The organism is Rhizobacter sp. P2_H3 (genome assembly GCF_056403355.1).
Window position 1 is genome coordinate 1 of sequence record NZ_JBFUFQ010000119.1, and the last position, 17,244, is coordinate 17,244.

At 68.5% G+C, this 17,244-nt stretch carries 17 protein-coding genes; 7 read left to right on the forward strand and 10 right to left on the reverse strand.

What is annotated here, in order from left to right; translation table 11 throughout:
• Both coaBC and lepB read right to left on the reverse strand, forming a co-directional pair.
• The coding region (gene coaBC, locus AC1D1T_RS20000) for a bifunctional phosphopantothenoylcysteine decarboxylase/phosphopantothenate--cysteine ligase CoaBC (RefSeq protein WP_477992368.1) at nt 1-780 on the reverse strand (780 nt) is incomplete at its 3' end.
• Nucleotides 777-1,598 carry a signal peptidase I gene (gene lepB / locus AC1D1T_RS20005; RefSeq protein WP_052213042.1) on the reverse strand — a complete coding sequence of 274 codons (822 nt, stop codon included), beginning with the start codon at nt 1,596-1,598 and terminating at the stop codon, nt 777-779. The genes coaBC and lepB, both read right to left, overlap by 4 nt.
• A 187-nt stretch (nt 1,599-1,785) precedes the next feature.
• Between lepB and egtD the strand changes: the two genes are divergently transcribed.
• Nucleotides 1,786-2,856: an L-histidine N(alpha)-methyltransferase gene (egtD, locus tag AC1D1T_RS20010; protein ID WP_477845232.1), complete on the forward strand. Its 1,071-nt coding sequence runs from the start codon at nt 1,786-1,788 to the stop codon at nt 2,854-2,856.
• A 17-nt stretch (nt 2,857-2,873) separates the two neighbouring features.
• On the opposite strand, the gene AC1D1T_RS20015 is transcribed toward egtD, so the two are convergent.
• Genes AC1D1T_RS20015 through AC1D1T_RS20025 form a run of 3 tightly spaced genes read right to left on the reverse strand, consistent with a single transcriptional unit; the run spans nt 2,874 to nt 4,669 of the window.
• Nucleotides 2,874-3,275, reverse strand: coding sequence for a c-type cytochrome (locus AC1D1T_RS20015; protein WP_477829506.1), 402 nt, complete (start codon nt 3,273-3,275; stop codon nt 2,874-2,876).
• Nucleotides 3,272-3,610, reverse strand: coding sequence for a cupredoxin domain-containing protein (locus AC1D1T_RS20020; protein ID WP_047511445.1), 339 nt, complete (start codon nt 3,608-3,610; stop codon nt 3,272-3,274). The genes AC1D1T_RS20015 and AC1D1T_RS20020 overlap by 4 nt, the downstream gene beginning before the upstream one ends.
• Nucleotides 3,611-3,628: 18 nt before the next feature.
• On the reverse strand, nt 3,629-4,669 hold the full coding sequence (locus AC1D1T_RS20025; RefSeq protein ID WP_477992369.1) for a cytochrome-c peroxidase: 1,041 nt from the start codon (nt 4,667-4,669) through the stop codon (nt 3,629-3,631).
• Between the two features lie 252 nt (nt 4,670-4,921).
• Between AC1D1T_RS20025 and AC1D1T_RS20030 the strand changes: the two genes are divergently transcribed.
• The 4 genes from AC1D1T_RS20030 to AC1D1T_RS20045 all read left to right on the forward strand — a co-directional run bounded on the left by AC1D1T_RS20030 (nt 4,922) and on the right by AC1D1T_RS20045 (nt 11,071).
• The gene (locus tag AC1D1T_RS20030; protein WP_477992370.1) at nt 4,922-7,006 is read left to right on the forward strand and encodes a methyl-accepting chemotaxis protein; all 2,085 of its coding nucleotides are present in this window, start codon (nt 4,922-4,924) and stop codon (nt 7,004-7,006) included.
• On the forward strand, nt 7,003-8,226 hold the full coding sequence (locus tag AC1D1T_RS20035; protein ID WP_477827135.1) for a sensor histidine kinase: 1,224 nt from the start codon (nt 7,003-7,005) through the stop codon (nt 8,224-8,226). The genes AC1D1T_RS20030 and AC1D1T_RS20035 overlap by 4 nt, the downstream gene beginning before the upstream one ends.
• Before the next feature lie 158 nt (nt 8,227-8,384).
• A complete protein-coding gene (locus tag AC1D1T_RS20040) occupies nt 8,385-8,882 on the forward strand; it encodes a YfiR family protein (RefSeq protein ID WP_052213041.1) in 498 nt (165 codons plus the stop codon).
• The gene (locus AC1D1T_RS20045; protein ID WP_477827136.1) at nt 8,882-11,071 is read left to right on the forward strand and encodes an ATP-binding protein; all 2,190 of its coding nucleotides are present in this window, start codon (nt 8,882-8,884) and stop codon (nt 11,069-11,071) included. The genes AC1D1T_RS20040 and AC1D1T_RS20045 overlap by 1 nt, the downstream gene beginning before the upstream one ends.
• 42 nt (nt 11,072-11,113) lie before the next feature.
• Here AC1D1T_RS20045 and AC1D1T_RS20050 read toward each other — a convergent pair whose 3' ends face one another.
• Complete coding sequence (locus AC1D1T_RS20050) at nt 11,114-11,284, reverse strand: hypothetical protein (RefSeq protein ID WP_156155132.1); 171 nt, start codon at nt 11,282-11,284, stop codon at nt 11,114-11,116.
• Nucleotides 11,285-11,354: 70 nt separating this feature from the next.
• On the opposite strand from AC1D1T_RS20050, the gene AC1D1T_RS20055 reads away from it, so the two are divergent.
• Nucleotides 11,355-11,819 carry a hypothetical protein gene (locus tag AC1D1T_RS20055; RefSeq protein WP_477844244.1) on the forward strand — a complete coding sequence of 155 codons (465 nt, stop codon included), beginning with the start codon at nt 11,355-11,357 and terminating at the stop codon, nt 11,817-11,819.
• Between the two features lie 83 nt (nt 11,820-11,902).
• Entirely contained in the window at nt 11,903-12,574 is a 672-nt protein-coding gene (locus AC1D1T_RS20060) for a LuxR C-terminal-related transcriptional regulator (RefSeq protein WP_477992371.1), read from the forward strand.
• Here the strand turns inward: AC1D1T_RS20060 and AC1D1T_RS20065 are convergent.
• The 4 genes from AC1D1T_RS20065 to AC1D1T_RS20080 all read right to left on the reverse strand — a co-directional run bounded on the left by AC1D1T_RS20065 (nt 12,571) and on the right by AC1D1T_RS20080 (nt 17,062).
• Nucleotides 12,571-14,187, reverse strand: coding sequence for a response regulator (locus tag AC1D1T_RS20065; RefSeq protein ID WP_465113202.1), 1,617 nt, complete (start codon nt 14,185-14,187; stop codon nt 12,571-12,573). The two genes, AC1D1T_RS20060 and AC1D1T_RS20065, sit on opposite strands and share 4 nt — an antisense overlap.
• Nucleotides 14,184-14,642, reverse strand: coding sequence for a response regulator (locus tag AC1D1T_RS20070; RefSeq protein ID WP_477828313.1), 459 nt, complete (start codon nt 14,640-14,642; stop codon nt 14,184-14,186). Before AC1D1T_RS20070 ends, AC1D1T_RS20065 begins: the two co-directional genes overlap by 4 nt.
• Nucleotides 14,643-14,740: 98 nt before the next feature.
• Nucleotides 14,741-16,042, reverse strand: a complete 1,302-nt coding sequence (locus tag AC1D1T_RS20075) for a DUF4397 domain-containing protein (RefSeq protein ID WP_477828314.1) — start codon at nt 16,040-16,042, stop codon at nt 14,741-14,743.
• Nucleotides 16,043-16,072: 30 nt separating this feature from the next.
• Nucleotides 16,073-17,062: a tRNA dihydrouridine synthase gene (locus AC1D1T_RS20080; protein WP_477841378.1), complete on the reverse strand. Its 990-nt coding sequence runs from the start codon at nt 17,060-17,062 to the stop codon at nt 16,073-16,075.
• Between the last annotated feature and the right edge of the window lie 182 nt (nt 17,063-17,244).

A 17,244-nucleotide genomic window follows, 5' to 3' on the forward strand; every position in this document is an offset into this window, starting at 1 on the left:
CTGCACGTCGATGCGGCGCACGCCGCGCGGCGTCGGCAGGTGCACCGGGCCGGCCACCAGCGTCACCTCGGCGCCCGCCTCGTGTGCCGCACGGGCGATCGCGAAGCCCATCTTGCCGCTGGAGCGGTTGGTGATGCCGCGCACCGGATCGATCGGCTCGAAGGTCGGCCCGGCGGTGATCAGCAGGCGCTGTCCAGCCAGCCGCTTCGGCGCGAAGAACGACACCACGTCCTCCAGCAGCTCCAGCGGCTCGAGCATGCGGCCGTCGCCGATCTCGCCGCAGGCCTGGTCGCCGTTGCCGGGGCCGAGCACGGTGGCGCCGTCGGCGCGCAGCTGTGCGATGTTGCGCTGCGTGGCCGGGTGCGCCCACATCTCGCGGTTCATCGCCGGCGCCACCAGCAGCGGGCAGCGTTCGATCGGCCGTGCGAGGCACAGCAGGCTCAGCAGGTCGTCGGCGCGCCCCTGCACCAGCCGCGCGATGAAATCGGCGCTGGCCGGCGCGATCAGCACCGCATCGGCCTCGCGCGTCAGGTTGATGTGGGCCATGTTGTTGGCCTCGCGCGCATCCCACTGGCTGGTGAACACCGGGCGGGTCGACAAGGCCTGCATCGTGACCGGCGTGATGAACTGCTCGGCCGCCTCGGTCATCACGACCTGCACCGAGGCGCCGGCCTTCACCAGCGCGCGCGTCAGCTCGGCGGCCTTGTAGCAGGCGATGCCGCCGGTCAGGCCGAGCACGATGCGCTTGCCTTGCAGGTCGGTGGAAGATGCAGTGCTCACAGCGGTGTCCAGAAACGCGACATGTCGGAGAGGTTGAACAGCACGCGCACCGCCTTGCCGTAGACCTCGGCGTGCGGCAGGAAGCCCCAGCGGCGCGAGTCTTCCGAGTTGTCGCGGTTGTCGCCCAGCATCAGGTACTGGCCGGCCGGCACCGTGCAGTGCCACGCGCCGCGGCGCTCGTTGACGCAGTGCTGGCCGAGCTCGGGCTGCTGCAGGTCGAGCGCCATGCTGCCGAGCACGAACGGGTTGACCTTGATCAGGTGGTCGCGGCCGGGCAGCGATTCCTTCTGCAGCCACTGCCCGCGGTCTTCATCGCGCACGCCGGGTTCGCTGCCGTCGCTGACCGGCTCGACCTCGAACGGCGCGCCGTTGATGCTGACCGCGCCGTCCTGGAAGCGCACCAGGTCACCGGGCATGCCGATCAGCCGCTTCACGTAGAACTCGGAGACGTTGCGCGGGAAGCGGAACACGACGACATCGCCGCGCTGCGGCTTGCCGAACTCGATCGCGGTGTTGGTGAACGGCAGGCGCGGGCCGTACGCCAGGTGGTTGACGAGCAGGTAGTCGCCGACACGCAGCGTCGGCTCCATCGAACCGGACGGCACCTTCGGCCAGTCGGCCACCGCGACGCGGCAGGTGAACATCAGCGCCACCACGAAGAACAGCTCGGCGCCGAAGCTGACCCACAGCGGCTTGCGCACCGGGGCGGGCAGGTCAGCCGGAAGACGGGCGAGGCGGCGGCGCCAGGCGAACCAGCAGGCGCCGCTGGCCAGGCTCAGCAGGCACAGCACTTCGTTGATGGAAAAACCGATCTGCATCGAGGGCGCTTTCCGGGTGGATGTTCACGGGCTTCACACGGGCAAGGGCCCGGCGGGGATTATGGCTGCGCCGCGCGCCCGTCCCGGGCGCCGGATTCCTACACCTCGACGGCTGTAAGTCCTACGTCCCTCGGTCGACAACGTTGACCGGCATCCGGCAAGATGCCCCCACTCTGAGGAGACCTGCATGGACCCGTTGTTGGCATTGCGCAATACCACTGGCATCCCCACTGGCACCCGAGACACCTCCCCCGCCGGCTCGAGCCGGCGCCCCACGCTCGTCGGCCTGCCCGGCCGCCCGGCGGCGTCGCTGCAGCCGCAGTTCATGCAGAACAAGCTGCCGCCCGAGACGGCCACGCTGGCCGAAGTGACGGCCGGGCTGCTGAAGGCGCGCGCCGAAGTCGCGCCCAAGTACTTCTACGACAGCCTGGGCTCGCACCTGTTCGAGGCGATCACCGAGCTGCCGGAGTACTACCCGACGCGCACCGAGGCCGCCATCTTCGACCTGCACGCCGGCGAAATGGCCGAGGCGATCGGCCGCGGCATGACGCTGATCGACCTGGGCGCCGGCAACTGCGCGAAGGCGGTGCGGCTGTTCCCCGAGTTCAGGCCGTCGCGCTATGTCGCGATCGACATCTCGGTCGATTTCCTGCGCGAGGCGCTGGCCGGCGTGCAGCGCGCGCACCCGGCACTGAACGTCACCGGCCTGGGCATGGATTTCGCCAATGCGCTGGTGCTGCCGAACGAGCTGCTGCGCGAACGGCCCGTGTTCTTCTACCCCGGCTCGAGCATCGGCAACTTCACGCCCGAGCAGGCGTCGCGGCTGCTGGCCAGTGCCCGCGAGCAGGCGCGCGGCGGCGGCATGCTGATCGGCGTCGACCTGGTGAAGCCGACCCATCTGCTGGAGTCGGCCTACGACGATGCACTGGGCGTCACCGCGGCGTTCAACCGCAACCTGCTGCCGCACCTGAACCGACGCATCGGCACCGACTTCGCGCTGCCCGACTGGCAGCACGTGGCGCGCTTCGACACCGGGCTGTCGCGCATCGAGATGCACCTGCAGGCCGTGCGCGAGCTCGACGTGCGCTGGCCCGGGCACTCCCGGCACTTCGCGGCCGGCGAGCGCATCCACACCGAGAGCTCGTACAAGTACACGGTGGCGAGCTTCGAGGCGCTGCTGCGCGAATCGGGCTTTCGCCAGATGCAGCACTGGACCGATCCGCAGGGCTGGTTCGCGGTGTTCTGGGCGCACGGCTGACGAACCGGGCCGAAGAGCTACGGCGCCGCGTCCGCCCGCAGGTTCAGCGAGCGCACGTAGGCGACGAGGTCGCGCATCTGTTCCTCGGTGAGCTCGGCGCCCCACGGCGGCATGAACGGCGATCGGCCCAGCGCCTGCCCGCCCAGCTTGACGATCAGCCCGAGGTACGCATCGTTCTTGTCGGTGGTGCGCAGGTTGGCCGGCCGCGGGTCGTACAGGCGGGCGGCACGGCCGTTGCCGTCGGCGTTGATGCCGTGGCAGGTGACACAGTAGTTCGCGAACACCAGCCCGCCGCGGAACACCGAGGCGTCGCGGCTGTCGCGCGGCAGCGGCTGGGCCTGCACGCCGCTGGCCCAGCTCAGCAGGCACGCGACGATCAGCGCGCCGATCCACAGGGCGCGGCTGTCGTGCGGCTTCACTTGCCGACCTCGATCACCATGCGCATGTCCGGGTGAACCGCGCACTCGACCTCCACCGTGCCGGGCTTGTCGAGCGTGACCGTCTTCGAGCCGCCCTGGCCGAACGAGCCGAGGTCGAAGCTCTTCGCGTCGGACAACGAGAACACGTTGTGCGCGAACGGATCCTCGTTGACGAACTTGACCGTGTCGCCGACCTTCACCTGGAGCTTCTTCACGGAGAACGCCTTGCCCTTCTGCGCCAGCACGTGCTCGGCGGCACCGGCCGGCAGGCCGGTGAAAAGGCAGGCGGCCGCCACGACGAGCGAACCGATGGCGGGCTGGGGATGGAACTGCATGGAAGACTCCTCGGGGGCTCAGTTGGCCGGCAGCGTCGGCAGCGTGAACGGCCTGGCCGGCGTCGTCAGCGCCTCCATGAAGGCGACGATGTCGCGCATCTCGTCGTTCGACAGCGACAGCGGCTTGACGCTCGCCGACAGGTTGGTGYGCACCTCGCCACCCCGGTTGTAGTGCGCCACGACGTCCATCAGCGTCGCCGCCGAACCGTCGTGGAAGTAGGGAGCGGTCAGGGCCACGTCGCGCAACGTCGGCGTCTTGAACGCGCCCTTCAGTGACGGCACCGGCTTGATCGCGAAGCGGCCGACGTCCGGGTTCGCCTGGCCGTAGGAGGTCAGGCCGATGTTGTGGAATCCGTTGTCGGTGAAGTTGGGGGCCTGGTGGCAGCCGGCGCAGTTGCCCTTGGCCGGATCGGCGAACAGGCGGAAGCCCTTCACCTGCTGCGCCGTCATCGCCTGGCGGTCCCCGCGCAGCCAGCGGTCGAACGGCGAGTCACTGCTGACCACGGTGCGCTCGAAGGCCGCGATCGCCTTCGAAGTCGTCGTCTTGTCGATCGCCTCGCCCGGGTAGGCGGCCGCGAAGGCGGACTTGTAGCCCGGGTTGACGGCCAGCCACGCGAACAGCGCATCGAGGTTCATCGCCATCTCGTCCATCGACTCCATCGGCCCCATCGCCTGGTGCTCGAGCGTCGCGCGGCGGCCGTCCCACATCTGGATGGTGTTGTAGCCGCTGTTGACGATGGTCGGCGACGCCCGTCCCAGCACCTTGCTGCGGAAGCCCTTGGCGGTGCCGAGGCCATCGGACCAGCCGTACAGCGGGCTGTGGCAACCGGCGCACGACAGGTTGCGCTCGGAGGACAGGCGGGCATCGAAGAACAGCATCTTGCCGAGCTCGACGCGCGCGGCGGTCGGCGCGTTGTCGTCCGGGTGCGGCGGCACCGCAGGCAACAGCCACTGCCGATCCTGCGGCGTCGCCGCCAGCGGGTCGTCGGCCGCCGGGGCAGCGCTCCATCCCAGGGTCGACAGACAGAGGGCCAGGGCCCATGGACGCATCCAGTTCATGGCGAATTCCTTTCTTTTGGGGCAACAACGTGCGACGGGAATGTGGACCTGATTTCGTCGCCGTGCGCGCCAAACGGACCCCTGCTTTGTCAACAATTGCCAACCGGCCGGCGAGCAGGGCCAAGGGCCCCGACAGTTGTCATTCGTTGACAAATGAGGCGTTCACCAAATGGCCGCGGGCGGCGATATTTGTCATCAGTCGGTGACTAAAACGTTCCGACGAGTGATCCTTTGGAACAGAAAGCAGCACCCATGACATCCGCGACACCCGCCGCCGACGGCCTGTCAACGCCCGTCCGCCCCGCCGAGCACGGCGTGTCGATGGACAGTGGTCCGCCCGGCGACCGGCTGTTCGAGTTCTTCCGCTACCACGGCATCTGGGCGCCCGGCGTCCGCCTGTTCCGCCACCTGTCGTTCAACATCAAGGCCTTGATGATCTCGGCGGTGTTCATGGTGCCGATCACGATGCTCGGCACCGTCTGCCTGCGCGACATGGCGGCCGCGGCGGCCGCCATCGAGCGCGAGCTGCAGGGCGTGCGCTACCTGCGCGACGCGCTGCCGCTGGTGCGCTTCACGCAAGGCCAGCGCCAGCGCGCGATGCAGGCCGCCGGGCTCGACGCGGCGAGCAGCTGGCCGAAGGACCAGGCGGACTACCGGCAACTGTTCGCCCGGCTGCAGGCCACGCACCGGTCGCTCGAGCCGGTCTTCGACGCCGCCGCACCGTTCCAGGCCCTCGCCGCGGAGTTGCCGGCCGTGCCGTCGCGCGGCGCGGACCCGACCGAACTGTACGAGCGCTACACGCAGATCGTCGCCGACCAGCAGGCGCTGCTGCGCGTCGTGATGGAGCAGTCCAGCCTGTCCCAGGACCCGGACCTGACGACCGGCCGCCTCGTGGCCGGTGCGGTCGCTGCCATTCCCGAGCTGGCCGACCGGATCGGCCAGGCGATGTCGCTGGGCGAGCAGGCGCTCTCGGCCGGCGAGATCTCGGCGCCGCAGCAGCGCCTGCTGTCCGATGCGCTGCCGGTGATGGAGTACCTGGAGGCGCAGGCCGGCGACCACCTCGACAAGGCCTTCAAGCTGAGCGAGCCGCTGCGTGCGGAACTCGGGCTCGACAAGGGCGTGCCCGCCGCCGCCGAGCTGCGCGGGCTGTCGCGCCGCTACCTGCTGGGCAGCAGCGTCAAGGGCGACGTGTCGCGCTTCAAGGCCGCCGGCACGCGCGCGTTCGAAGGTTTCTGGGCGCTGAACGCACGGGCGCTGTCCACCACCGAACGGCTGCTGCAGCAGCGCCTGCACGACACGGGCGTGCGCCGCAACACCGTGATCTCGATGCTGCTGGGCAGCCTGTTGCTCGCCGCGTACCTGTTCTGGTCGTTCCGCCAGGCCACCCAGGGCGGGCTCGAGGTGGTCGCCCGCCACATGGCGCGCATGCAACACGGCGACCTGACCGGCTCGCCGACCGCCTGGGGGCGCGACGAAGCGGCGCGGCTGATCGTCGCGGCGAAGGCCTTGCAGCAATCGTTCTCCGGCATCGTCGGCGACGTGCGGCAGGTGAGCGGCCACGTGCTCGACGCGAGCGCGAACCTCGACGGGCACGCCCGCCAGCTGGTGGCCGGCAACGAGGCATCGCGCGGCCACATGCAGCAATGCGCGCACGCGATGCAGCGGATCTCGCAGGCCGCGGGGCACACCCGCAGCGTGGTCGATACGGCCGCCCGCCTGTGCGACGCGAACGTGCAGGCCGCCCACGCCGGCCAGCATGCGGTGCGCAGCCAGGTGCAGACCATGGCGGAGCTGCGCGAGCTGTCGGCCACGATCGCCGACGTGACGCGCGTCGTCGACACGATCGCCTTCCAGACCAACCTGCTGGCGCTGAACGCGGCCGTCGAGGCGGCCCGCGCCGGAAGCGCCGGCAAGGGATTCGGCGTCGTGGCGGCCGAGGTGCGCACGCTGGCCGACCGCTCGGCATCGGCCGCGCGCGAGATCCGCGGCCTGATCGACACCAACGTGCAGCGGGTCGAGAGCAGCACGCGCATCAGCAGCGAGGCGAGCCTCAAGATGAACGAGCTGGTGGCCAATGCGCAGCAGCTGACCGGCTTGCTCGGGTCCATCTCGAACGCCGCCGACGAGCAGAACCGCTGCATCGGCCATGTCGACACCGCGCTGGTATCGCTGGAACAAGGCGCGCGCCAGAGCACCGACCGCATCGACCAGACGGCCGAGGCGGTACGCTCGCTGCGTGCCTCGTCGGACGCGCTGCGCCTGCATGTGGAGACCTTCCGCATCGACGAACGCGTCGATGCACACACCAACGCCGCCACTTCGGGAGCCGCGCCGTGACCCCCACCACCTTGCAAGAAGCGCCGCGCACGCCGACCCTGCCGCACGACGCGGATGAACCGCCCTCGGGTACCCCGCAGACGATCCTCGTCGTCGACGACCTGCCGGCGAACCTGGAAGCCGCCGCACGCTTCCTCACGCACCATGGCTACCGTGTCGCCGTGGCGCAGGACGGCGAGGATGCGATCGAACGCGCCGCCCTGGTCCACCCGGACCTGATCCTGCTCGACGTGATGATGCCCGGGCTCGACGGCTTCGAGACCTGCCGCCGCCTGAAGGCCTCCGCGGCGTCGAGCCACGTGCCGGTGATCTTCATGACGGCGCTGGCGGAGACCCCCGACAAGCTCACCGGGTTCTCGGTCGGCGCCGTCGACTACGTGACCAAGCCGCTGGACGTCGCCGAAGTCATCGCCCGCATGCGCCTGCACCTGACGCTGCACCAGCTGCAGCGCCGCGTCGAGGCCCGCAATGCCAGCCTGCGCGAGGAGATCGCGGCGCACGAGCGCACGCAGGCCGCACTGCAGCGCTCGAACTCCGAGCTGGAGCAGCTGGCCTACGTGGCCTCGCACGACCTGCAGGAGCCGTTGCGGATGATCGCGAGCTACCTGCAGCTGGTCGAGGAGCGCTACCAGGACCGGCTCGACGACGACGGCCGGGAGTTCATCGGCTATGCGGTGGACGGCGCGAAGCGCCTGCAGAAGCTCATCAACGACCTGCTCCACTACTCGCGCCTCGTCAGCAAGGAACGGCCGCTGCAGCAGACCGACTGCGCCGAGGTGCTGAAGCTGGCGCTGCGCAACCTGCACGTCGCCATCCAGGAGAGCCAGGCCAGCGTGACATGCGACGAACTGCCGGCCGTGGCGGCCGACCAGACGCAGCTGGTGCAGCTGTTCCAGAACCTGATCGGCAATGCGATCAAGTTCCGCAACGGTCCGGGCCCACGGGTGCACGTGGGAGTCCGGCGCGAAGGGGACGGGTGGCAGTTCAGCATCAGCGACAACGGCATCGGCATCGCGCCGGCCCACTTCGAGCGGGTCTTCGTGCTGTTCCAGCGACTGCACAGCCGCTCGCGCTACGACGGCACCGGCATCGGGCTCACGCTGTGCAAGAAGATCGTCGAACGCCACGGCGGGCGCATCTGGGTGAGCTCGCTGCCGGGCGAAGGCACGACCTTCCATTTCACGCTCGCATCGCAAGGGAACAGCCTTGCCACGCCATGACCGGCGGCACCGGCCTGGCCTCTTCGCGCCCCATGGCAAGATGATCTCCCCCGGTCGTCTTCGATGCCGCCCTGCCAGGAAGCCCACTGAAACACGCCGCCGCTCCCGGAACAACGACGCAGACCCTGCGGCGCGGCCTCGTCGCCATCCTGTGTGCCGTGTCCCTGTGCGTCACATCGGCCCAGGTCGACACGGCGCAGATCGACCCGATCCGGGTGGCCTTCACGCTGAACTTCGCGCGCTACGTCACCTGGCCCGACAGCGCGCCGGCAGACGCGTTCCGGCTGTGCGTGTCGGCCGGCGATTCGCTGTACGGAGCGTTCTCGTCGGCCGATGGCACGATGGTGCGCGGCCGGCCGGTGCGGCTGCGTCGCATCGGGCCCGGCGCGGCCGATGTCGCGCGCTGCGACCTGCTGTACGTCGCCAGCACGACGGAAAGCCGCAACGCGCTGCTGCAGGCGGCCGCATCGCTGCCGGTCCTGACGGTCGGTGACGATCCGGCCTTCCTGCGCAGCGGCGGCACGATCCGCCTGTTCGCAGGCGACCAGCGCATGCAGTTCGACATCAACCTGACGCAGGCCGAACGCACCCAGCTGGTGCTTTCGCCGCAACTGCTGCGACTCGCCCGCACCGTCAACCAGGACAAGGCGCCGTGATGCAGCGACTGCAGCGCCTCTCGAAGAACGTGCTGGCCCTCGCCTCGCGCTGGTTCGGCCGGCAGCACCTGCCGCTGCGCCGCAAGACGGTCCTGCTGCTCGCGGTGAGCCTCGCCTGCGGGCTGCTGGCGCTCGGAAGCTGGCAGGTCGGGCGGCAGATCGCCGAACAGCAACTGGCCGCGCGCCAGCAGATGCAGGCGCTGGCCGCCGTGATGGCCGAAGGCACGGCCGCGGCGCTGGCGTTCGGCAATGCAGCCGCGGCCGGCGAGACGCTGGCGGCGCTGCGCGGCCAGACCTCGGCCAACCGCGCCGAGCTCTTCGACTCCCGGGGCCGGCTGGTCGCCGCCTACACCTCACCGCAGGCGGACCACGGCGCGGATGGCGTGACGCTGACGGTCTCGCTGGACGTGATGCTGGACGGCACGCGCACCGGCGAGCTCCGGCTGTTCGGCACCTCGCCCTCGGCCGTGTCGCAATGGCAGCGGCAGTCGCTGCCGCTGCTGAGCGCGCTCGGTACCTCGCTCGCGATCGGGCTGGTCTTCGCGACCGTGCTGCTGCATGCCAGCCTCTCCCAGATCGAGGACCTGGCCCGCGTGGCACGGGACATCCACCAGGGCTTGCCGCCCCGGCGCGTCACGCGGCGCAGCCAGGACGAGCTGGGTGACCTCGTCGAGCAGTTCAACGCGATGCTCGGGCAGCTCCAGCTCAACCAGACGAACCTCGAGATCACCGTGCGCGAGCGCACGGCCGAATTGCGTTCCGCCAAGGAATCGGCCGAAGTCGCCAACCGGGCCAAGAGCAGCTTTCTCGCCAACATGAGCCATGAGCTGCGCACGCCGCTGAACGCGATCATGAGCTACGCACAGCTGTTCCAGATCGACATCCGGCTGGACAAGGAGCAACTGCAGGGCGTGCGGACCATCCAGCAGAGCGCGGAGCACCTGCTGCTGCTCATCAACGACCTGCTCGACCTCTCGCGCATCGAAGCCGGCCGGCTCGAACTCTTCCCCGAGCCGGTGATGCTGAAGACCTTCCTCGGCGCCATCACCGACATCATCCGCATCCGCGTCAAGGAAAAGGAACTGAAGTTCCGGTTCGAGGACCACAGCGCCGAAGGCACCATCGTGTCCGTCGACAGCACGCGGCTGCGCCAGATCCTGCTGAACCTGCTCAGCAACGCGGTCAAGTTCACCGACGACGGCGAAGTCAGCCTGGTGATCCACGAGGCGCAGCGCACGGCGCGCGAAGTGCGCCTGCGTTTCGAGGTGCACGACACCGGCATCGGCATCGACCCGGACAAGCTCGGCGCCATCTTCCGGCCCTTCGAACAGGCCGCCGACGTGCAGCGCCGCTTCGGAGGCACCGGGCTGGGCCTGGCGATCAGCCGCCAGCTGGTGGCGCTGATGGGCAGCGACATCGTCGTCAGCAGCCGGATCGGGCATGGCAGCCATTTCTGCTTCGAACTCGACCTGCCGCTGGCGAGCACGAACCTCACGACAGTCGCCGCCACGGAGCGCCAGGTGCAGACCATCGCCGGCTACCGCGGGCCGCCCCGCAAGGTGCTGGTCATCGACGACACCGAAGCCAACCGCCGGCCGTTGATCACGTTCCTGCGATCGCTCGGCTTCGACACGCTCGAAGCGCCGGATGGGGCCGCCGGTCTGCAGGTCGCGCTGGAGCATCGGCCGGACCTGATCCTGATGGACAGCGTGATGCCGGTGATGGATGGCTTCGAGACCACCCGGCGCCTTCGCGAGATGCCGATGCTGCGCGACGTGCGCATCGTCGCCATCTCGGCAAGTGCCTCGGCCACCGACCACCGGCACACGCTGGATGTCGGAGCCGATGCCTTCCTGCCCAAGCCGTTCACGCTGACCGCCTTGATCAACGCCATCGGCCGCCTGCTGCAGCTGGAGTGGGTGGAATGGGACAGCGCCCGCGAGGCCGCGTCGGATGAGGCGCCCCGCGACCCCGCATCCGACCTGTTGCCCGATCGGGTCCAACTCGAGGTGCTGCTGCAGCTGGCCCAGTTCGGCAACATGCAGGACCTCGCGAAGCAAGCCGCCGAGCTGGCGGCGACCTCGCCATCGTGCCGCCCCTTCGCGCTGCGCCTGCAGCGGCTGGCTGAGCAGTTCCAGTCCAAGGCGGCGCTGCAGCTGGTCCGCAGCGCGATGCGCGACGACACCTGACCTGTCCGAGCCGCTGCCAAACGGACGCCAAACGGACACCTGTCACTTGTCAATTGTTGACAAAGGGTGCATCGAGGTCGGAGTCAAATCGCTCAATAGTTCAACCTGACTCTTGTGCATTTCAGTGACCGATTGCAGTTGGCATTTGTTGACTTTGGCCTGCACCTGACGCGGCATTTGTCCATAGCCAAACGCCGCTGCGATCGAGATCATGACGACACCCAAGACAGCAACCTGACAGGTCACTGAACCCCAGCGACCGTCTCACCGAACGGGAAAGACCATGGACTTTTCTCCGAGCCCCCTGGCCAGCCTTGCAACGCTGCCTGCGACATGGCTGCTCCTCCCGACACTGATCGCCGTGTGGTGGCAGGCGCATCGCTGCTTCGACAAGCGACTGTCCGTGCTGAGGCGCCAGTTCGTCGCCCAGCGGGCTGCCACCCGCGAATTCCTCCAGCACGCGAACAGCCAGATCGATCTGCTGCAAAGCGAGCTGGCCCTGGCCCGGCGCCGTGAAGACATTCTCCGCGCACGGCAGGCGGGCAAGGCGCACGAGCACACCGGCTCGCGCCACAAGACTGACACCAGCGCCACGACCTTGCTGTCCGTGCTTCGCGAGCAAGCAACAGGCACATCGCACAAGCATCCAGAGACACCCATCGCAGGATGTGCAGACAAGATGCACGAATCACCCATGCTGCCTGCACATGGCAGATCCAACATCGGTGTCAGGGCTCAAGCAGCCTGACTTCAAAAGATGACGCCGCCGCGAAGTGGCATCACACCAAGATCCAGGGACCGGACTCTCATCTTTTCAACATCGAGGCAGGTATGACAAGCAGTAGTGGAATAGCAAGGATTCTGATCGTCGATGACCACGAGATCGTCAGAGACGCCGTGAGCCTGTTGCTGAACAAGCTCGAGCGGCCGGTGATCACGTTGGCCGCAGGCGATTTCCAGACGGCACGCAACATCCTTTCGAACGAGACCGTCGACCTGGTGCTGCTCGGCATCTCGTCGCCCATCGGGCCCAGCCTGAATGGCGTGGTGTTCCTCAGGAAGCTTCCGGCCTGCCCGCCGATCGCCGTGTTCTCGACGCACACGACGCGACGCTTCGTGTCGAGTGCCGTGGCCGTGGGCGTCTCCGGGTTCATTCCCAAGTCGCGCTCGGCTGCCGACATCCTGCAGGCGGTGACCTCGCTGCTGGGCGGCAACAAGTACATGCCGACCGAAGACGAGATGACGCATGTCGCCGGCACGTCCGAGATCGAGGCCAGCGAGCAGACCTATGCGGAAGAGAACCTCGCTGCCGCCTATGACCTCGCGCCTCGCGAAGCAGCCGTGCTGAAGTGCGTCTGCCAGGGCATGCCCAACAAGCGCATCTCGACCGAGCTGAACATCTCGCCGAACACCGTGCGCAACTACCTGTCGCGCATCTTCAAGGTGATGAACGTGCGCAACCGGACCGAGGCCGTCGCTCGCACGCAGAACATCCTGCGCTAGTTCGTGGTTGCGCCCGGGACCGGTGGCGGCGCACGGGTCTCCTCGACCCATTCCAGGTCGAGCAGTGCGCCCATCTGGTCCAGCAGCGCCTGCAGGTTGATCGGCTTCGTCAGGAACGCGTTGGCACCGGCCGACAGGCTCCTTTCCTTGTCGTCCACCATCGCCCCTGCCGAGATCGCGATCACCGGCAGCTGCGCATGGGTCTGCCGCAGGAGGCCCAGGGTTTCAAGGCCTCCGAGGCGGGGCATCCGGATGTCGAGCAGGATCAGGTCCGGCTTGCTGCTGGCGAGCACGGACAACGCCTCGGTGCCGTCACCGGCCTCGCACAGCTCGAAGCCCAGGCCGCCCAGCATGTCGAGCAACAAGACGCGGTTGGTCACCACGTCGTCCACCACCAGGATCCTGCGCCGCACCCCGGCATAGCCGATCACGCAGCCAGGTGCCGATGGCGGTGCGGACGGGCTCTCCTGCGCAGCAGGCTCCAGCGCCAGGTCGAACCAGAAGCGCGTGCCTTCGCCCTTCGCGCTCTGAACGTGGATCTCGCTGCCCATCAGCCGCACGAACTGCCGGCTGATCGCCAGGCCCAGGCCGGTACCGCGGTTTCGGTCCTCGAGCCCACCCACCTGCTCGAACGGTTGGAACAGCCGTGACAGCTGCGCGGCATCCATGCCGGCGCCGCTGTCCTGCACTTCGAAGCGCAGCGCGTTCGAGCCGCCGGTCCGCACCCGCAATGTCACCGTGCCGCGCTCGGTGAACTTGACGGCGTTGTCGAGCAGGTTCAGCAACACCTGCCGCAGCCGCTTCTCGTCGGCCCGGAAGGTCTCCGGCAGGTCGGCGGACAGCTCCGCACCCAGCTGCAACGCGGGCTTCTGCCTGGCCCTGACGCCCATCAACTCGACCAGGCCGTCGAGGTAGCGCGGGAGATCGAACACCGTCGGACACAGCTCGAACTTGCCGGCCTCGATCTTCGCGAGATCGAGGATGTCGTTGATCAAGGTCAGCAGGTGTTCGCCGCTCTGCCGGATGGCATTCACGCCCGCCTGCTGCCGCTGCGTCAGGTTCCTGTCCCGTTGCAGCAGTTGCGCGAAGCCCAGCACGCCGTTGAGCGGCGTTCTCAGGTCGTGGCTCATCGCCGCGAGGAACGCGCTCTTCGCCCGGTTGGCCACCTCCGCCCGATCCCGCGCAATCACCAATTCGGCGGTATGGGCCAGGACCATGTCCTCTGCCTGGCGCCGCCCGATCGCATAGCGGATCGCCCTCGACAGCAGGTCCGCGGTCACCTCGCCCTTCACCAGGTAGTCCTGCGCACCGGTGCGGATCGCCTCGAGCGCGACCGCCTCGTCGGTGAGCCCGCTCATCACCACCAGGGCCGGCACCTTCACCGGCTGCGCAAGCAATTGGCGCATCGTGTCGAGACCCCAGGTTCCGGGAAGGCCGAGGTCGAGCAACAGCACGTCGAAGTGCTGCTCCGCCAGCGCCTGCACACCCGCATCCAGGCTTTCGCACCAGGCCAGCGTGAACTCGTCGGTCCGCGATTGCGAGAGCATGTGCCTGATCAGGCGTGCATCGCCCGCGCTGTCCTCGATCAGCAGGACACGACGCTGGCCGTTCACGCCACACCCCCGCGACCGGTGAGGCTCACCGTCTGCAGCCAGAAGCGCTCGATGCTGTGGATCACCTGGTTGAACTCGTGCAGATCGGCGGGCTTGCTGATGAAGCAGTTCGCCTGCAGGTCGTACGCACGGGACACGTCGTCGTCCGACTGCGAGGTGCTCAGCACGATCACCGGGATGGACCGCAGCGACGCATCGGACTTGATGGCGGCGAGCACGTCTCGACCACCCATCAACGGCAGGTTCAGGTCGAGCAGGATGAGGTCGGGCCGCGGTGCCGCTTCGTAAGGGGTGTCGCGATGCAGGAACCGCATCGCCGAGATGCCGTCCTCGGCATGGTGCAGCCGCAGGTCATGCCCGTTGCGGCGCAGCGCTTCGCGTGTCAGACGAACATCGCCCGGGTTGTCTTCGACCATCAAGACATCGACGGCCCTGAACGCGCGCTGCAACAACATCGCCGCACCCTCCGGATGCGAGCGACTATAGCGCCATCGACCTTCGAAGAGCCCCCCCGGGAGCCGGTGGTGCTCCGAGGGGGAAACCCTGAACCGCCTCAGCGGTCGGCGCGCATCAGGCTGGAGGTGCCCACCGTCGACGTGTTGCCCAGCAGGAAGACGCTGTAGACCTTGCCGGTGGTCAGCGTCTGGTCCGTGGCCTGCCAGAGCTTGCTCGACCCGGCGCTGGCCACGATCGTCGCCAATGCGGCGCTGGTGGCCACCGTGGCCGGCGCCGAGGCAGTGCCGAACGCGACGTCGTCGCCGATCACGTCGCTGTCGAGCGTCAGCGTCACGCTGCCCGTCAGGCCGTTGACGGCATTGACCAAGCGCAGCTTGACCGGCTCGGAAGCGCTGGTCGACGGCGTGTTGTCGTCGGTGACCACCGAGAGCTTGGGCGACGCCACGTCGCCGGTCACGAGCAGCGTCAGGTCGCCGCCGGCAGGCGCTGTCGCCGTGCCGACGTCCACGGCCGCGCCGTTGACCGTGACGTTCAGGGTGCCGGCCGTCACCAGGCGGTAGCTGCCCACCGAGGCCGGCGAGAGGTTGCTGCCGACGGTCGTGCCGTTGACCGCGACGTTGATCGTGTCGGTCGCCACCAGGGTGTTGGCCACCACGCGCACGCGCGTCGACAGATTGGCGCTCGGGGTCACCGCACCTTGCTGGTTGACCAGCAGCCCGTTCACCAGCACGCCGCCGCCGCTGCGGGTCAGCACGAGCGTGGCGACCTGCTGGTTGCTGAGCGTCAACGCCGGAATGTCCAGCCGCACGTCGGTCTTGCTGCCGGCAGCAGTCACGCACACGTGGTAGGTGCCGGCGCTGAACGCGGTGTAGGCGGTCGGTGCCGTCGCCGAGGTCGCGGTCGACAGCCCGCTGGCCGCCGCAATGGAGGTGGAGCCCAGCGCATTGCACGCCGCCTGGCCGACGTACACGTCGACGTTGCCGGCTTCGAGGCCGGCGGTGTGCATGAAGCGCAGCTTGGCCTGGCCGGAGCTCGGCGCGCCTTCGTCTTCAGTCAGGTAGCTGACCTGCAATGCCGACCCGCTCGCATAGGCCAGCAACGCGTAGTGCGAGCCCGCCGACACCGAGCCCGACAAGCTGGCCGCCGTGACGCCGGAGCCGGTCTGGGCGATCTTGAAGGTGTAGCTGTCCTTGTCGAGGTGCACATAGCCGCTGCCGGACGCGGCGGCCACGCTGCCGATGATGACGCTGTCGTCGCGGTAGGCGTCGAGCAGCGCGAAATCGGCGGTGGCATTGATCAGGCGCACGGAGCCCTGGTCATCTTCGCTGTTGCCGCCACAGGCATGCAGCAACGGGAGCAGGAGAGCGGTGATCAGCAGGGCACGGGTCGGGCGTTTCACGAGTCGGGATCCTCGAAATGGTTCAGGTCATTATGCGGGCACGCCTGCAATCGCTTGGTGTCGCGCGTGTGAAGCTGTATGACTCGCACCGCACCACTGTTGCAGATGCAACTCCAGCAGTTGCGGGTCATTGACGGTGCGCACCGACTGGTAGGCCGCTTCGGCCTCCGGGTGGCGCCGCCGCAGGTAGTTCAACCACTGCTTGAGGCGGCCGGCGCGATGACGCGGCTCGACATGCCCGCCCACGAGCTGCCAGAAATGCAGCATCAGCGGCAGCAGCTGCGGCCAGCCGAGCGAACTGCCCGGCCGCGCGATGGCACGCGCCAGTCCCGGGTCGGCCACCATGCCGCGGCCGACCATCAGCGCATCGCATCCCGATACCTCGCGACAGCGATGCGCGTCGGCCACCGTCCAGATCTCGCCGTTCGCGATCACCGGAATCGGCACAGCCATGCGCACCGCATGCACGCGGTCCCAATAGGCCGGGGGGCGGTAGCCGTGCGCCTTGGTGCGTGCATGCACGACCAGTTCCGCCGCACCGGCACCCGCGATGGCCTGTGCGCATTCCACGGCCCGCAGGTCGTCGTCGAAGCCGAGGCGCATCTTGGCCGTCACCGGCATCGCCATCGGCACCGCGCGCCGCACCGCGGCGACGATGCGTGCCAGCAGCTCCGGATCCTGCAGCAGCGCAGCGCCGCCGCCATGCCGGTTCACGACCTTCGCCGGACAGCCGAAATTGAGATCGATGCCAGCCGGCCCCAGCGACGCCAGGCGCGCCGCGTTCTCGGCCAGGCAGCCCGGATCGGAACCCAGCAGCTGCGCGCTGACCGGCACGCCACTCGGCGTGCGCCCGCCATGGCGCAATTCCGGAACGATGCGCAGGAACACGCGCTCCGGCAGCAAGGTGCCGGTGACGCGGATGAACTCGGAGACGCAACGGTCGATGCCGCCGGCGCGGGTGAGCACGTCACGCAGCGTGAAATCGAGCAACCCCTCCATCGGGGCCAACAGGATGGTCATCGGATCGTTGTGGACTGGCAATCCACCAGTGTACGTATGTCCCGAAATGAAGCGACCGGACGACGCCGGCCGCCAGCCAGCGGCCCACCGGCCCGGCCCGGTTGCATACTGGCGCGCGGGGAGACGACACATGGCACTGCATCGCACGTCGGGTGAGGTCCCGGGCCTTGGCGCCCCTGGCG

What these genes read in the sequence shown, in the direction of transcription:
- lepB (WP_052213042.1), bottom strand. Translation starts at nt 1,598, where the DNA reads ATGCAGATCGGTTTTTCCATCAACGAAGTGCTGTGCCTGCTGAGCCTG.
- AC1D1T_RS20020 (WP_047511445.1), bottom strand. Translation starts at nt 3,610, where the DNA reads ATGCAGTTCCATCCCCAGCCCGCCATCGGTTCGCTCGTCGTGGCGGCC.
- AC1D1T_RS20045 (WP_477827136.1), top strand. Translation starts at nt 8,882, where the DNA reads ATGCAGCGACTGCAGCGCCTCTCGAAGAACGTGCTGGCCCTCGCCTCG.
- egtD (WP_477845232.1), top strand. Translation starts at nt 1,786, where the DNA reads ATGGACCCGTTGTTGGCATTGCGCAATACCACTGGCATCCCCACTGGC.
- AC1D1T_RS20060 (WP_477992371.1), top strand. Translation starts at nt 11,903, where the DNA reads ATGACAAGCAGTAGTGGAATAGCAAGGATTCTGATCGTCGATGACCAC.
- AC1D1T_RS20030 (WP_477992370.1), top strand. Translation starts at nt 4,922, where the DNA reads ATGACATCCGCGACACCCGCCGCCGACGGCCTGTCAACGCCCGTCCGC.
- AC1D1T_RS20050 (WP_156155132.1), bottom strand. Translation starts at nt 11,284, where the DNA reads ATGATCTCGATCGCAGCGGCGTTTGGCTATGGACAAATGCCGCGTCAG.
- AC1D1T_RS20070 (WP_477828313.1), bottom strand. Translation starts at nt 14,642, where the DNA reads ATGTTGTTGCAGCGCGCGTTCAGGGCCGTCGATGTCTTGATGGTCGAA.
- AC1D1T_RS20080 (WP_477841378.1), bottom strand. Translation starts at nt 17,062, where the DNA reads ATGACCATCCTGTTGGCCCCGATGGAGGGGTTGCTCGATTTCACGCTG.
- AC1D1T_RS20055 (WP_477844244.1), top strand. Translation starts at nt 11,355, where the DNA reads ATGGACTTTTCTCCGAGCCCCCTGGCCAGCCTTGCAACGCTGCCTGCG.